16 protein-coding genes are annotated in these 14,996 nt (G+C 68.8%); 13 read left to right on the top strand and 3 right to left on the bottom strand.

The window, feature by feature from the left end; genetic code table 11:
• Window positions 1-30 precede the first annotated feature (30 nt).
• Together AC0LPE_RS18205 and AC0LPE_RS18200 are read left to right on the top strand one after the other, a co-directional pair.
• Complete coding sequence (locus tag AC0LPE_RS18205; protein ID WP_490604926.1) at window positions 31-360, top strand: transglycosylase family protein; 330 nt, start codon at window positions 31-33, stop codon at window positions 358-360.
• A gap of 247 nt (window positions 361-607) precedes the next feature.
• Window positions 608-2,194: a 4-coumarate--CoA ligase family protein gene (locus AC0LPE_RS18200; protein ID WP_088897059.1), complete on the top strand. Its 1,587-nt coding sequence runs from the start codon at window positions 608-610 to the stop codon at window positions 2,192-2,194.
• Window positions 2,195-2,269: 75 nt separating this feature from the next.
• Here the strand turns inward: AC0LPE_RS18200 and AC0LPE_RS18195 are convergent, their stop codons facing one another.
• The gene (locus AC0LPE_RS18195) at window positions 2,270-4,042 is read right to left on the bottom strand and encodes a hydroxysqualene dehydroxylase (RefSeq protein WP_490604925.1); all 1,773 of its coding nucleotides are present in this window, start codon (window positions 4,040-4,042) and stop codon (window positions 2,270-2,272) included.
• A gap of 195 nt (window positions 4,043-4,237) precedes the next feature.
• Here AC0LPE_RS18195 and AC0LPE_RS18190 point away from each other — a divergent pair, with 195 nt between their 5' ends.
• The 3 genes from AC0LPE_RS18190 (at window position 4,238) to AC0LPE_RS18180 (ending at window position 7,113) form a co-directional block, all read left to right on the top strand.
• Window positions 4,238-4,984 carry a phosphoglyceromutase gene (locus AC0LPE_RS18190; RefSeq protein ID WP_059383356.1) on the top strand — a complete coding sequence of 249 codons (747 nt, stop codon included), beginning with the start codon at window positions 4,238-4,240 and terminating at the stop codon, window positions 4,982-4,984.
• A 199-nt stretch (window positions 4,985-5,183) separates the two neighbouring features.
• Entirely contained in the window at window positions 5,184-6,362 is a 1,179-nt protein-coding gene (locus tag AC0LPE_RS18185) for a sensor histidine kinase (RefSeq protein ID WP_229565354.1), read from the top strand.
• Between the two features lie 61 nt (window positions 6,363-6,423).
• A complete protein-coding gene (locus tag AC0LPE_RS18180; RefSeq protein ID WP_016693724.1) occupies window positions 6,424-7,113 on the top strand; it encodes a response regulator transcription factor in 690 nt (229 codons plus the stop codon).
• On the opposite strand, the gene AC0LPE_RS18175 is transcribed toward AC0LPE_RS18180, so the two are convergent.
• Window positions 7,095-7,925 carry a DUF3109 family protein gene (locus AC0LPE_RS18175; RefSeq protein ID WP_202399780.1) on the bottom strand — a complete coding sequence of 277 codons (831 nt, stop codon included), beginning with the start codon at window positions 7,923-7,925 and terminating at the stop codon, window positions 7,095-7,097. The two genes, AC0LPE_RS18180 and AC0LPE_RS18175, sit on opposite strands and share 19 nt — an antisense overlap.
• 45 nt (window positions 7,926-7,970) lie before the next feature.
• On the opposite strand from AC0LPE_RS18175, the gene AC0LPE_RS18170 reads away from it, so the two are divergent.
• Genes AC0LPE_RS18170 through AC0LPE_RS18160 form a run of 3 tightly spaced genes read left to right on the top strand, consistent with a single transcriptional unit; the run spans window position 7,971 to window position 11,147 of the window.
• The gene (locus tag AC0LPE_RS18170) at window positions 7,971-8,924 is read left to right on the top strand and encodes a Ppx/GppA family phosphatase (RefSeq protein WP_490604924.1); all 954 of its coding nucleotides are present in this window, start codon (window positions 7,971-7,973) and stop codon (window positions 8,922-8,924) included.
• On the top strand, window positions 8,921-10,189 hold the full coding sequence (locus AC0LPE_RS18165) for an Rv0497 family membrane protein (RefSeq protein ID WP_490604923.1): 1,269 nt from the start codon (window positions 8,921-8,923) through the stop codon (window positions 10,187-10,189). The genes AC0LPE_RS18170 and AC0LPE_RS18165 overlap by 4 nt, the downstream gene beginning before the upstream one ends.
• 4 nt (window positions 10,190-10,193) lie before the next feature.
• Window positions 10,194-11,147 carry a sugar phosphate isomerase/epimerase family protein gene (locus tag AC0LPE_RS18160; RefSeq protein WP_490604922.1) on the top strand — a complete coding sequence of 318 codons (954 nt, stop codon included), beginning with the start codon at window positions 10,194-10,196 and terminating at the stop codon, window positions 11,145-11,147.
• Here the strand turns inward: AC0LPE_RS18160 and AC0LPE_RS18155 are convergent.
• On the bottom strand, window positions 11,106-11,522 hold the full coding sequence (locus AC0LPE_RS18155; RefSeq protein WP_264721852.1) for a hypothetical protein: 417 nt from the start codon (window positions 11,520-11,522) through the stop codon (window positions 11,106-11,108). The two genes, AC0LPE_RS18160 and AC0LPE_RS18155, sit on opposite strands and share 42 nt — an antisense overlap.
• Window positions 11,523-11,616: 94 nt before the next feature.
• Between AC0LPE_RS18155 and AC0LPE_RS18150 the strand changes: the two genes are divergently transcribed.
• The 5 genes from AC0LPE_RS18150 (at window position 11,617) to AC0LPE_RS18130 (ending at window position 14,934) form a co-directional block, all read left to right on the top strand.
• Entirely contained in the window at window positions 11,617-12,282 is a 666-nt protein-coding gene (locus AC0LPE_RS18150; protein ID WP_490604921.1) for a MerR family transcriptional regulator, read from the top strand.
• Window positions 12,279-13,136 carry a thioesterase family protein gene (locus AC0LPE_RS18145; protein WP_145693270.1) on the top strand — a complete coding sequence of 286 codons (858 nt, stop codon included), beginning with the start codon at window positions 12,279-12,281 and terminating at the stop codon, window positions 13,134-13,136. Before AC0LPE_RS18150 ends, AC0LPE_RS18145 begins: the two co-directional genes overlap by 4 nt.
• A 77-nt stretch (window positions 13,137-13,213) precedes the next feature.
• Window positions 13,214-14,074, top strand: coding sequence for a pyrroline-5-carboxylate reductase (proC, locus tag AC0LPE_RS18140; protein WP_490604920.1), 861 nt, complete (start codon window positions 13,214-13,216; stop codon window positions 14,072-14,074).
• 260 nt (window positions 14,075-14,334) lie between these two features.
• Window positions 14,335-14,571: a helix-turn-helix domain-containing protein gene (locus tag AC0LPE_RS18135; RefSeq protein ID WP_006552345.1), complete on the top strand. Its 237-nt coding sequence runs from the start codon at window positions 14,335-14,337 to the stop codon at window positions 14,569-14,571.
• Window positions 14,572-14,832: 261 nt separating this feature from the next.
• A complete protein-coding gene (locus AC0LPE_RS18130; RefSeq protein WP_003402602.1) occupies window positions 14,833-14,934 on the top strand; it encodes a 30S ribosomal protein bS22 in 102 nt (33 codons plus the stop codon).
• Window positions 14,935-14,996 lie beyond the last annotated feature (62 nt).

Genomic DNA, 14,996 nt, shown 5'->3' with positions numbered 1-14,996 from the left:
CTCGCAAGCAGCCGGAAAGGATTCATCCACATGGCAAAGTTCACGATCAAGCGCGCCCTGGGCACCCTCGCTGCCTCCACTGCACTCGTTGCGACCCCGTTCGCTCTGGGTGCCGGTACCGCCAACGCCGCATCCGGCAACTGGGATGCCGTCGCGCAGTGCGAGAGCGGTGGTAACTGGGCGATCAACACCGGTAACGGCTACTACGGCGGTCTGCAGTTCTCGCAGAGCACCTGGGAGGCCTACGGTGGCTCGGGAACCGCGAACAACGCCTCGCGCGAGGAGCAGATCCGCGTCGCCGAGAACGTCCTCGCCGGACAGGGCGCCGGTGCATGGCCGGTCTGCGGTCAGTACCTCTGAGCGCAGCGCCTCTTGGCGTAGCGAGCGCAGCTCACGCACGATCGTGAGCGCAGCTCCAGCAGCTTCCGAACCCCGCGTGCGACCCGTCGCACGCGGGGTTCGTGCTCTCCGGCAGGCGAATCGCGCCGGGAACGGTATCCTCGCAATCCTCACACAGCACGTGTGACGGGCTTCACAACCGCTGCGGTAGTGTGAACTCGACCGAAAGTCGGCACGGCGTGCCGGCAGAATGCTCGGAGGATGAGTAATGAGTTTCCGCAGTCCCTTTCCCGACGTCGACATCCCGGCATCGAGTGTCTACGACTTCCTGTTCGGTTCGCTCGACGAGTCCGAGCTCGATCGACCCGCACTGATCGACGGCTCGTCCGGCGCCGTGACGGACTACCGCACGCTCGTGGCCCACATCGACGCCGTCGCCGGAGCGCTGGCCGCCCGGGGCATCGGTGTCGGGAAGGTCGTCGGGTTGCTCGCACCCAACGTGCCGGCCTTCGCCTCGGTCTTCCACGGCATACTGAGGTCCGGTGCCACGGCGACCACGATCAACGCCCTCTACACGGCCGGTGAGATCTCGAAGCAGCTCGACGACTCGGGGGCCGCCGCACTGTTCACGGTCTCCCCGTTCCTGCCGCAGGCCAGGGAGGCCGCCGCGGCCGCCGGGATCCCTGACGAGCTGCTCTTCGTGCTCGACGGCGCCGAGGGCCATCCGTCCCTGCGCGACCTGCTCACCGAGGGCTCCCCGGCTCCGACCGTCGAGTTCGATCCGGCCACCCACCTCGCGGTGCTGCCGTACTCCTCGGGCACGACCGGCCGACCCAAGGGCGTGATGCTCACGCACCGCAATCTCGTCGCGAACGTCTGCCAGATCACCCCGCGGATGGGCATCGCGGCCGACGACCGCGTGCTCGCACTGCTGCCGTTCTTCCACATCTACGGCATGACGGTGCTGCTGAACGCCGCGCTGTACAACCGCGCGTCGCTGGTGACGATGCCGAAGTTCGATCTCGTCGACTTCCTCACCTACATCTCGGAACACAAGTGCACGTACGTGTTCATCGCGCCGCCGGTCGCGGTCGCGCTCGCCAAGCACCCCCTCGTCGACCGGTACGACCTGTCGAGCGTGCACACGGTCTTCTCCGGGGCCGCACCGCTCGACAAGGAACTCGCCGGATCCGTCGCGAAGCGCCTGGGCTGCAACGTCCGACAGGGATACGGCATGTCGGAGATGTCTCCCGTGTCGCACGCGATCCCCTTCGAGGACAACGAGACCGAGCTCGATTCGGTGGGTCCGACGATCGCGAACATGGAATGCAAGATCGTCGATCCCGCGACCGGCGAAGAAGTCGAATATCCCACCGGTGACGGCGTTTCGGCGCCCGGCGAACTGTGGTGCAAGGGGCCCAACGTCATGGCCGGTTATCTCGGCAACCCCGAGGCCACAGCCGACACCCTCGACGAGGACGGCTTCCTCCACACCGGTGACATCGCCACCGTCGACGGGAAAGGTGCCGTCCGGATCGTCGACAGGCTCAAGGAACTCATCAAGTACAAGGGCTACCAGGTGCCGCCGGCCGAACTCGAAGCCCTGCTCCTCACGCACCCGCAGATCGCCGACGCCGCGGTGATCGGGGTCCGCGACGACGAGGGCGAGGAGGTCCCGAAGGCCTTCGTCGTCCGGCAGCCGGATTCGACGGTCACCGAGGACGAGGTCATCGACTTCGTGGCCGCGCGGGTCGCGCCGCACAAGAAGGTCCGGCAGGTCGAGTTCATCGACACGGTGCCGAAATCCTCTGCGGGCAAGATCCTTCGGAAGGATCTGCGTGCCCTGAACGCCTGACGGACGGGCCGACGAAATGTGGATCCCCGGGAGACCGTGTGTCTCCCGGGGATTCCGCTGTCCGGGCCTGTCCGATCAGGCCAGCATGTGCGGTTGTCCCGCCCGGTACCGGTCGGAGTCGATGCGCCGCAACGGTTCCAGTTCGGGCGGTTCGTGCAACTTGTACAGTGCGGGTGGTGCGGCGGGGGAGCCCGCCGTCTGCAGCAGTGCACCCACTGCCGCCCGCGCCGATTCGTTCGCGCCCTCCATCGTCGCGAGGTCGATGTCGTTGCGGACGTAGTCGCCCGCGAGGAACAGGTTCGGGATCGCGGTGTGCGCCTCGGGCCGGTTCGCGAGCGACCCGGCGGTGTTGATGAGCAGCGGGGTGTCGTTGGTGACGCCGCCGGCTCCCCACTTCACGCCGGGATCGAGGAACCACGAGACGATGTCGTTCTCGTCGATCGCGCCCGTCCCGTCCTCGAGGCAGGCCGACATCTGCGCCCATACCTCGCGGGCGATCTCTTCCGGCGTGCACTGCTTGGCGGTTCTGCCGTAGAGGATGCCGGGGGTGTCCCAGTCGGAGATGTCCACCGACAGGCAGTCGTGTGCCGAACCGTCGCCGTACCGTTGCGCGAAGTCGCCGCGCCAGAACTGGGCCTGGCTGATCGATGTGAGCGCCCACGGCGAACCGAGATAGGCGACGTGACCCGGCGTGATGGGGGTGGGCCGCCGAAGGAAGTACTGGATGCCGACCATCCAGTCGGTGACCAGAGCGTTCATCCGTTCGAGGCCGGGATCGGCCGCGAGGATCTCGGGTGACCACAGCGAGACCGCGCGTTCGGCCGGCATCGCCGCGACGAACCAGTCGGCCTCGGCGCGGGCACGGTTGCCCGACCCGTCGACGACCCGTGCACCGGTGATCCGTCCGCCGGAGATCTCCAGAGCCTCGGCCGCCCAACCCATCTCGAACTTCACGCCGAGATCGTGCAGGAGTTGCGCCCACGGGTCGATCCACGCCTCGTTCGTCGGTGCCGACAGCATGCGGTCGAGATGTCCGTACTGGGGCACGGTGCCCATCGCGTTCCACACGAAGGCCTGGCCCATGATGCCGATGGTGCGGGTCGAGACGGTCTGCGGCCGTGCCGCGACGAGCTGACGGGTCAGTGCGGAGACGAGGATCTCGCGGTAGCCCTTCGACTTGCCGTCGGCTTCGAGGGTCTGCGCCCACGTCTCGTGTTCCCATTGGTCGTTGCGACGTTCGAGGCTGCTGGTGAGGAACATGACGAGTTTGCGCATGAAGACCGCGAGCTCGTGCGGGGGGATCGAGCCGCCGAGGGAGAAGGCTGCCGTCAGGCTCTCCTGCAGGCTCAGCGGGTCGTAGACGTCGAAGCGCAGCGGTGCGATGGAGGCCGGGGCGGTGAGGTCGGGCGCCCCGGGGATCGCCATCCGGAATCCGTGTCCCGCAACGAGATTGTCGAACACGCCGTTCGGGTTGCCGGGGAACGGGATCCGCCGCATTGTGTCGGGGATGTGCTGGTAGAAGCCGGGGAAGAAGCGGAAACCGTGTTCGCCGGGCAGATCGAGGCGGCCGCCTGCCGCGGTGCCGGGGGAGGGGATGCTGCGCGCCTTGCCGCCGAGCGCGGTCGGCTCGAAGACGGTGACCTCGAAGCCGCGCTCGATCAGTTCGTGCGCGGCGGCCAGTCCGGCCATCCCGCCACCGAGGATCGCGACCCGGCGTCCGCCGGAGTGCACCGCCGGCGCGCGGCGGCCCGGCTGTGCCGCTGTGGGTGGTAGGGCGGCTGCCGTGGGTGGAAGGGCTGCGGCGGCACCGAGCGCCCCGAGGGCGGTGAGGACGGTGCGGCGGGACATGCGTGTGTCGGGCTGCGGACCCCCGTGTGACTTCGGACCCCCGTGTGACATCGAACCCCCCGTGTGTTTCGGTGATGACGAACTGTGGTGCGCGGCGCCGACTCCCGCGTTCCTGGCAACGCGCGTTGTCAGATATAGCCCACGATCGGGGGCGCCCGTGGCGAAATCGCCATCCGTGCATGTCAGGATTGGGTCATGACTATCGGAACACTTGTTCTGCTCCGCCACGGCGAGAGCGAATGGAATGCGATGAACCTGTTCACCGGCTGGGTGGACGTGCATCTGACGGACAAGGGGATCGCCGAGGGCAAGCGGGCCGGTGCCCTCCTCGTCGAGCACAACGTGCTTCCCGACGTCTCCTACACCTCCCTGCTGCGCCGCGCGATCAGCACCGCCAACTTCGCGCTCGACGCCGCCGACCGGCACTGGATCCCCGTCATCCGCGACTGGCGTCTCAACGAGCGCCACTACGGTGCGCTCCAGGGCAAGAACAAGTCCGAGATCAAGGACGAGTTCGGCGAGGAGCAGTTCATGCTGTGGCGTCGTAGCTACGACACCCCGCCGCCGCCGATCGAGCCGGGTTCGAAGTACAGCCAGGACGCCGATCCGCGCTACGCCGACGTCGACGAGGTCCCCCTCACCGAGTGCCTGAAGGACGTCGTCGCCCGCCTCATCCCGTACTGGGAGTCGACGATCTCCAAGGATCTGCTCGCGGGCAGGACCGTGCTGGTCACCGCGCACGGCAACTCGCTGCGTGCGCTCGTCAAGCACCTCGACGGGATCTCCGACGACGACATCGCCGGTCTCAACATCCCGACGGGCATCCCGCTTCGTTACGACCTCGACGAGAACCTGCGCCCGCTGAATCCGGGCGGCACCTATCTCGACCCCGAGGCCGCGGCCGCCGGTGCGGCAGCGGTCGCCAACCAGGGCGCCAAGTAACAGTTCCTCGGAACCGAACCGACCCCGTCGCCGATCGGTGACGGGGTCGGTTCGTTCGTGCAGGTCCGTCGCGGAGTCGTCCGTTCCGGGCGAACAAAGGGTGAACAACACTCCAACAACCGAAAAATGCGGTGTGACGTGCGGGAAATGCCGTCGACCCGGTGTCCGGTGGGGTACCGGTGTCATTACGATTCGAAGTGTGAGTGTTACGCAGGCCGTGTTGCTGGCCGTGGTCGCAGCGGTCCTCGGCGGGATCGTCACCGTCGCCATCGGGAGGCTGGTGCAGCGCCGGGCCCACGGTAGCGACGAAGCCGACCTCACGATGTTCGACGTGCTCGACCGGGTCGTCCACGGGGCGTCGACCGGGATCGCGGTGGTCGACAAGTTCCACGACGTCGTCCTGTCGAACCCGCGCGCCGAGGAACTCGGTCTCGTCCGCAACCGGCAGATCGACGACCGGGCCTGGGTGGCCGCCTGCCGGGTGCTCGAGACGAGGAAGCCGATCGAACTCGACCTGGGCGCGAAGGCATTGCTCGGCCGCGAGCCCGTGGCGGTGCGCTGTACCGTCCGGCCGCTGCTCGACCAGGACCCGCGCTTCGTCGTGCTCTACGCCTTCGACGACTCCGAGCACGTCCGCATGGAGGCCACCCGGCGCGACTTCGTGGCCAACATCAGCCACGAACTCAAGACGCCCGTCGGCGCGATGGCGTTGCTCGCGGAGGCGCTGCTCGAATCCGTCGACGATCCCGACACCGTCCGCCACTTCGGCGAACGGGTCCAGCGCGAGGCGACGCGCCTAGGCAACATGGTGACCGAGCTGATCGCGCTCTCGAAGCTCCAGGGCGCCGAGAAACTGCCCGATCTCGAGGTCGTGGACGTCGACGCCGTCGTCGAGGAGGCCCTCGACCGCACGCGCCTGACCGCCGAGAACGCCTCGATCACCATCAGCACCGACCGGCCGAGCGGTCTCGAGATCCTCGGCGACCGAACGCTGCTCGTCAGCGCCCTCACCAACCTCATCGAGAACGCGATCGCCTACTCGCCGGCCGGCTCACCGGTGACGATCAGCAGGTCGCTGCGCGAGGGCAAGGTCGCGATGGCCGTCACCGACCGGGGGATCGGTATCGCGAAGGAGGACCAGGAACGGGTCTTCGAGCGTTTCTTCCGCGTCGACAAGGCCCGGTCGCGGGCCACCGGAGGCACCGGCCTCGGCCTGGCCATCGTCAAGCACGTCGCCGCGAACCATCACGGCGAGATCACCCTGTGGAGCAAGCCCGGTACCGGCTCCACCTTCACCCTTCTCGTCCCGGCCCACGTCGAGGACGCCGACGACGAGGACGACACCGTCGACCGCACCGAGAAGGCGGTCGGATCGTGACGCAGACCCCACCCGGGTTCCCGGGCGGACGGACACCGAGAAACAGACGGAGGACCAGCTCGTGACGCGTGTGCTGATCGTCGAGGACGAGGAATCGTTGGCGGATCCGCTCGCCTTCCTGCTGCGCAAGGAGGGGTTCGAGACGACGATCGCCGGCGACGGCCCGTCGGCCCTCGCCGAGTTCGACCGGGAGGGCGCCGATATCGTCCTGCTCGATCTGATGCTCCCCGGAATGAGCGGCACCGACGTGTGCAAGCAGTTGCGGACCCGTTCGGGTGTCCCGGTCATCATGGTCACCGCCCGCGACAGCGAGATCGACAAGGTCGTCGGACTCGAACTCGGCGCCGACGACTACGTCACCAAGCCGTACTCGGCGCGCGAACTCATCGCCCGCATCCGGGCGGTCCTGCGACGCGGCGCCGACACCGAGAGCGAGACGGCGGCGGACGACGGCCTGCTCGAGGCCGGGCCCGTGCGGATGGACGTCGACCGTCACGTCGTGCACGTCAACGGCGAGCCGGTTGCCATGCCGCTCAAGGAATTCGACCTGCTCGAATATCTCCTGCGGAACTCCGGGCGGGTGCTCACCCGCGGACAGCTCATCGACCGGGTGTGGGGCGCCGACTACGTCGGCGACACCAAGACCCTCGACGTCCACGTCAAGCGACTGCGCTCGAAGATCGAGGAGGACCCGGCCAAGCCGCGCCACCTCGTGACGGTGCGCGGCCTGGGTTACAAGCTCGAAGCCTGACCGGAACCGGCAGGCGAGCCCGCCTGTGCTGCCGACGTCGCGGGATGGATCGCGATCAGACCCAGTCCCTGGCGTCGCCGGCACAGGCGCGCGAGCTCGTCGTAGGCCGCCGCACCGAGGAGTTCGGTGAGTTCGGGGGCGTACGACTGCCAGACCGGACGCTCGCCGACGTGCGCGTCGGGGGAGCCGGAACAGTACCAGTCGAGGTCGTGGCCACCCTCGCCCCAGCCGCGCCGGTCGTACTCGGTGATGACCGTGCGCAGGATCTCGGTGCCGTCGGGGCGCTCCACCCAGTCCTGGGTGCGACGGATCGGGAGCTGCCAGCACACGTCGGGCTTCATCTCGAGCGGTTCGATGCCGCGTCGCAACGCCATGGTGTGGAGGGCGCAGCCCTGACCGCCCTCGAATCCGGGACGGTTGAGGAAGATGCACGCACCCTTGTAGCGGCGGGTGCGCAGGGCGGGCTCGTCGTCGATCTCGTCCTCTTCGAGGTAGCCCTTCTTGCCCAGGCCCTTGTCCATGAACTGCCAATCGGCCGGCGTGAGGTGTTTCACTGCCTTCGCCAGCTTCTTGCGATCGTCGTCGTCGGACAGGAACGCGCCGTGCGAGCAGCACCCGTCGTCGGGTCGCTCGGCGATGATGCCCTGGCACGCCGGAGTGCCGAACACGCAGGTCCACCGCGAGAGCAGCCATGTCATGTCTGCGGCGATGACGTGTTCGTCGTTGTCGGGGTCGGTGAACTCCACCCATTCCCGAGGAAAGTCCAGAGGGACTTCGGGGGCCGGGTCGAGTTTGTGTGGGGCATGGGACATACCTGCTGTCACAGGTCCCGACGGTAGACCCAGTACCGTATTGATGTGCGCTTAGGGGTACTCGACGTCGGAAGCAACACCGTTCACCTGTTGGTGGTGGACGCCCATCGTGGTGGGCACCCCACGCCGATGAGTTCGACGAAGGCCACGCTGCGGCTGTCCGAGAACATGGACGACAACGGCGACATCACCCCCAAGGGCGCCGAGCGGCTCGTCGAGACCACCGCCGAGTTCGCCGGCATCGCCCGCACTTCGGGATGCGGCGAGCTCATGGCGTTCGCGACCTCCGCGGTGCGCGACGCCGGCAACTCCGAGGCCGTCCTCGATCGGGTGCGCCGGGAGGCCGGGGTGTCGCTGGACGTGCTCTCCGGTGAGGACGAGGCGCGGCTGACCTTCCTGGCCGTGCGCCGCTGGTACGGCTGGAGCGCCGGGAACATCCTCGACCTCGACATCGGTGGTGGTTCGCTCGAGCTCACCTTCGGCGGCGACGAGGACCCCGAGATCGCCTACTCCCTCCAGCTCGGTGCGGGACGGCTCACGCGCGACTGGTTCCGTGAGGACCCGCCCGGCAAGCGCCGTATCTCGGCGCTGCGCGACTGGCTCGACGCGGAACTCGCCGAACCGGCGAAGGTCATACGCAACGCGGGCGACCCCGACCTATGTGTGGGTACCTCCAAGACCTTCCGGACCCTGGCCCGCCTCACCGGCGCGGCCCCCTCCTCGGCCGGCCTGCGGGTACAACGGACCCTGACGGCGAGCGGACTGCGCCAGCTCATCGCCTTCATCTCCCGGATGACCACGGCCGACCGGGCAGAACTCGAAGGCGTCAGCTCGGACCGGTCCGAGCAACTCGTCGCCGGCGCCCTCGTCGCGGAGGCGAGCATGCGTGCCCTCGGAGTGGAGACGCTGCAGATCTGCCCGTGGGCGTTGCGCGAAGGCCTGATTCTTCGGAAGCTCGATACGGATATGGGTGGCGAACTGGTGGTGGCAACCGGATGAGCGAGAATCGCAGCAACGACACGGGGCAGATCTCCGTGGCCGAGCTGTTGGCGCGTAACGGCCAGAAGGTGGGAACGCGGGCCGGGGGACGACGCCGACGAGGCGCGAGCGGCGGCATCTCCGTCGCCGAACTGACGGGCGAGATCCCGATCACCCGCGCGGCCGACGACCGCGCGGACGGCAAGGGTGAGCGGCACACCTCTGCCGACGCCGAAAACGCTTCTGCGCAGACGGATTCGGCTTCCTCGACGGCTACTGCCGATGCGGGGACCCCGTCGAAGGTCGTGCCGGCGCCGCGCAAGGTCGAGACTCCGAACATCGAGACACCGAAGCTCGAGACGCCGAAGGCGGCGACCTTCGCGCTGTCCGACATCGAGAAGACCACCGTGACCCCGCGGGTCGCCGTCGGGACGAAGACGCCGCCGGTGAAGACCGGAACGAGCACGCCTGCCGTCACGAAGACACCGCCCGCCGCGAAGACACCGCCCGCCGCGAAGACGCCCGCATCGACGGACGCGGTGTCGAAGACGGATGCGGTCTCCAAGGCGGCCGCACCTACGGAGGCGGCGTCCAAGGCGGCTCCGCCCAAGATCGAGTCGCCGACCGAGGTCATCCGTCCCGAGGCGCTTCCCCGTCGCGCGCGGGCGCATCTCGGAGCGGCCGCGACCGGCTCGCCGTCCGGTGAGGGAGCAGCGGTCGCCGACAAGAAGTCGGACACGAAGTCCGAGAAGGCGGGCGCCCCGGCGGTGTCGGTGCGCAAGGCCGACGTCGCCGAACCGCGACTGCTCTCCGGCCCGGCCAGCGACCTGCAGGGCACCGGCTCCGACGCCGACGACTCGACCGACACCATCGGTGCCGCGGACGCCGCGTCCGACGCCGCCGAGGGGTCGGCATCGTCGCGGTCGCAGAAGTCGCGCGGCAAGAGCAAGAAGGCAGCGGCCGGCGCCACCGACGACTCGGCACGGCAGAGTGCGGACGACGAGTCCGCCGACGCGGAACAGGGCAGCGGCCTCAAGCAGTGGGCGTTGCTGATCGGCGAGAGCGTTGCCGCGATCGTCGCGGGCGGATTGCTCTTCAAGGGATTCGAGCGGTTGTGGGATCTCCTGCCGTGGGTCGCCTTCGCCCTCGCGCTGCTGGTGATCGTGGGCCTGGTCGCGCTGGTGCGCGTCCTGCGGCGCACCGACGACATCACGAGTCAGCTCATCGCGCTCGCGGTGGGAGCATTCGTGGCCTTCGGGCCGCTGTTGTTCCTGCTGCCCGGGTGAGCCGATGCCGACCGCGCAGGGAATCCGGGTAGGGCTGTCCACCGCTTCGGTCTATCCGGAGAACACCGAAGCGGCGTTCCGCTTCGCGGCCGATCTCGGTTTCGACGGGGTCGAACTGATGGTGTGGGCCGAACCGGTGAGCCAGGACCCCACCTCGGTGGAACGTCTGGTCCGCGAGTACGGCGTGCCGGTGCTCGCCGTGCATGTGCCGTGCCTGCTGATCTCGCAGCGCGTGTGGGGATCCGATCCCGCCGCCAAGCTCGACCGTTCGGTGCGTGTCGCCGAGATCCTCGGTGCGGAGACCGTCGTGGTCCATCCGCCCTTCCGGTGGCAGCGTCGCTATGCGGAGGGATTCTCCGACCAGGTCGCAGCACTCGGGGCAGACAGTCACGTGGTGGTCGCGGTCGAGAACATGTACCCGATGAGGGCCGACGTCGTCTTCGGCGGTCGTGATCGCGGCGCCGAACGTCTGCGCCGGCGCGGACCCGGCCGCGCGGTCTCGGCCTACAGCCCGTCGCTCGACCCCACCGACACCGGTTTCGCGCACTACACGCTCGACCTGTCGCACACCGCGACCGCCGGGGCCGACGCCCTCGCGCTCGCGGATCGGATGGGGGAGGGGCTCGCTCACCTCCATCTCGCCGACGGCCGGGGCTCCTCGCTCGACGAACATCTCGTCCCGGGAACGGGCACGCAACCCTGTGCGGACGTGTGCCGCCGGCTCGCCGCGAGCGACTTCGGCGGTCACGTGGTCCTGGAGATCAGCACCCAGAGCGCACGGACGCGTGCCGAGCGCGCCGGGATGCTGGCGCGTTCGCTGGCCTTCGCGCGCACGCACCTGGATCGCTCGGCGACGCGTGCGATCACCGCCGGCCCCGAGAGTCCCCGGCACACGGACATTGCGCGCGTCCCCGCCTCAGAGGGCCGCGATTCCGGCGGCGAGCACGGCGACGCCTGAGATCAGCACGCCCGCGGTGAGGGAGACGGCGCCGAGCCGGACCGCCGCGAACATCCGGCCGGGCCGGGCCGGATCGGGCCCGAGCACCGACAGGAAGAAGCCTGCCGGGATCAGGATCGCGGCGACGAGCACGGCGATGGCACCGGCCGCCGACCAACCGGGTGATGCGCCCACGACGTGTGTGAGAACGGCGATGAGCAGCCCGAGCGTGACGAGTACTCCCGCGTGGGCGTGACCGGCACGGAAGAACGTCTTCTGCAGGTCGTTGGTGGGTACGCCGCCCGCGGCGACGCGCAGCAGGAAGGTGCCTCCGAAGGCGATGCCTGCGACGGTGAGCACGGTGCTCCCGAGAACGATGGTCACGAGCGGATGCATGAGGGCCTCCTCGGCCGGGACTCCATCACTGGATAGTTTCACTATCCAATACTGGATAGTTGTAGTATCCGGTGTCAAGGGATGGAGGTGATCTGTGCGTATCTCGGAACTCGCCGAGCGCTGCGGCGTACCGCTGCCGACGGTGAAGTACTACCTGCGTGAAGGGCTGCTCATGCCGGGCGTGGCGACGAGCGTCACCTCGGCGACCTACGACGACCGGCACGTCCGCCGTTTGGGTCTGGTCCGCGCTCTCGCCGCGCAGGGTCTGCCCCTCGAGAAGATCAAGACCGTCGTGGACCTCGTCGACAACCCGCGCGACGACCTGTTCGTCGAACTCGGCCACGCCATCGCCGCGCTGCCGCCCTACGTCGAGGACTCGGTCGGCCCCGACTACCCCCGCGCCCGCCGCGTGCTCGAACACCTCGGCCAGATCTACGACCCGCGGTTCGCGGGCGTGGCCCAACTCGAACACGCGCTCGCGGCCCTCGAGGCCGCCGGCCTGCGGATGGACGACCGCCGGATCGACGCCTACGGCCGTCACGTCCGCGCCATCGCCGAAGTCGATCTCGAGTTGCTGCCGACGCACTCCCGGGAGGCCACCGTGGAAGCGGCCGTGCTCGGGACGGCCCTGTACGAACCGGTCCTCACGGCCATGCGCCGACTGGCCCACCAACATCTCGCCGCCCGCATGTTCGGGTCCGGTGAACTCCCCACGACCGGCGCCGATCCGGCCCCGAACGACGACCAGGAGCAGCAGTGACCCTCACCGACCGGCCCTTCCTCGACCTGACCTCGGTCACCCGGGTGCCGGGGGACCACCCCGACGGCACCTCTGCCTGGCAGGCGCACATCGATCCGGTGTGGACCATCGGACCCAAGGTGCACGGCGGATGCATGCTCGCGGTGTGCGCGTCCGCGGCGCGCAGGTCGGTGCTCGACGCCGGCGTCGACCCGCTCACCCAGCCCCTCGCCGTCAGCGCCTCGTTCGTCGCCGCGCCCGATCCCGGCGACGTCGAGATCACCACCGTGCTGCGCAAACAGGGCAAGCAGATCGGTCTCGTGGACGTCGAACTGTCCCAGGCCGGACGCGTGGCGGTGCGGGCGAGCGTCACCCTCGGCACGCCGGACTCCGAGGAGCCCTTCCACACCGTGCCGCACCGCGCGACCACCATGCCCGCCGACCCGCCGGCCGAGTCGGTGCTCGTCACCCCCGAGCACCCCATGGGGCAGATCGTGAAGTTCGCCGCCACCTCCCGCCTCCGGATCGACTCCGCCACCGCGCGTTTCCTCGACGGGCAGCAGGGCGAACCGCTCGTGTCGATGTGGACGCGGCCGTCGCCGGGCGACGAGGCCGATGTCGACACCTCGGTGCTGTTCGCGCTCATGTGCGGCGACGTGTCGGCTCCCGTCGCGATGAACCTCGGCCGTTTCGGCTGGGCGCCGACGGTGCAACTCACCGCATATCTGCGGCGGGTGCCGGCTCCGGGATGGCTGCGCGTCATCGCCGAGAGCAGCGTCCTCGGCAACACCTGGTTCGAAGAGGACCACACCGTCGTCGACTCGACCGGCCAGGTGGTCGTGCAGTCGCGTCAGCTGGCCATGATGCCGCGCTGATCCGCCCGACAGCGGCCCGTCCCGACGGGCGGCGACCGTGGTGTAGGCCGCACGGACGGTCGTGGCAGGCTGTCCCCATGACGAGAATCGCAGTGATCGGTGGCGGCAGGATCGGCGAGGCGCTGGTCTCGGGTCTGCTGAAGAACGGCTTCGCGACCAAGGACCTCGTGGTCGCCGAGAAGTTCGAGGAACGGCGCGAGGAACTGTCGCGGACCTACTCGATCCGGGTCACCGACAGCACCGCCGACGCCGCGGAAGGCGCCGATGTGGTGGTCGTGGCCGTCAAGCCCAACGACGTGGACGTCGTCGTCACCGCTCTCGCAGCGGTCGACGCCGGGAACGACGACGAGCAGATCCTGGTGTCGCTGGCCGCAGGCATCCCGACGGTTCGCTACGAGACCAAGCTCCCGGCGGGCTTCCCCGTCGTACGCGTGATGCCGAACACCCCGATGCTCGTCGGGGAGGGCGCGAGCGTGCTGTCCGCCGGCCGGTACGTCAAGCAGCAGCATCTCGACACGATCCGCGAGATCCTCGCGAGCGTGGGAACGGTCTCGGTGGTCCCGGAATCGCAGATCGACGCGGTCACCGCGGTCTCCGGATCCGGCCCCGCCTACTTCTTCCTCGTCGCGGAGGCGATGATCGACGCCGGTGTCTCGCTCGGCCTGACGCGGGCCGTGGCCACCGATCTGGTGGTGCAGACGATGACCGGCTCGGCCGCGATGCTCGCGCGTTCGGGGGACAACGCCGCCGATCTGCGCGCCGCGGTCACCTCGCCGGGTGGCACCACGGCGGCTGCCATCCGTGAACTCGAGCGTGGAGGGCTGCGTACGGCCTTCTACGAGGCGCTCGACGCCGCGAAGCGTCGCTCCGCGCAGCTCGGGGCGGCATCGGACCAGCCGTCGCCCGCGGCCCGGGAGGGGCTGTCCGGAACCGCCTGACAGGGCGTCCACCCGAGGCTCTCGCAGGGCGTCACTGCGGAGCGCTCACAGGCGTCCCTGCGGAACGCTCACAGGCGTCACTGCGGAAGGCTGACAGACGTCACTGCGGGGCGTAGCGTGGCGACGAACAGCCGCCCGCCGGAAATTCCCCAGCTGCATCGTCGCACAGGAACCATTCGTCACGCTAAGCTCGAATCAGCACGTGCGTGTCTGTTCCGCCGGAGGGGAAGCCGGCGGCGCGGGCGTGCCGGAGGTGTGTAATGGTTTCAGGAAACACGCCGTCGAAGGGTCAACCTCAAGACGGACAGTCGGTTCTCGCCGGTACCCAGTTCCTGACGGTTGCCGAGGTGGCAGCTCTCATGCGGGTGTCGAAGATGACCGTGTACAGGCTGGTGCACAGTGGCGAACTACCCGCAGTGCGCGTGGGACGCTCGTTCCGCGTGCATGCGAAGGCCGTCCACGACTACCTCGAGACGTCGTACTTCGACGTCGGATAGAGGTCGGACAGGGACGGTCGGCGCGTCGTCGGGGGACGACGGTACGACGAACCGTTCCGGTGCGCGAGGGAAGTCGCGTTCCGGGGCGGACCTCGGTTTCACGCCGGGTGGGCCGCCCCGGTAGGATTGCTTGTCGTCGTACCGGCCAGCCGGTGTCGTGAGGCGCTGTTACTCGTCGCCACGAGGCCCAGCGTCGACATACATCAGGCGTACGTCACCGGCGTGCGCAGGAACGCTACAAGGAACGTGAGGGATGCCCACATGGGATCTGTGATCAAGAAGCGCCGTAAGCGCATGTCGAAGAAGAAGCACCGCAAGCTGCTCCGCCGCACCCGAGTGCAGCGTCGTAAACTCGGCAAGTAAGCCCTGCGCCTGTCCGATGCCCGTCACCTCCATGGTGACGGGCATCGTTCGTCTGTGCATCC

Source organism: Rhodococcus sp. S3 (assembly GCF_058211795.1).
Note: the sequence above shows the minus strand (reverse complement) of the source record. Positions and strands in the feature narration are given on the sequence as shown.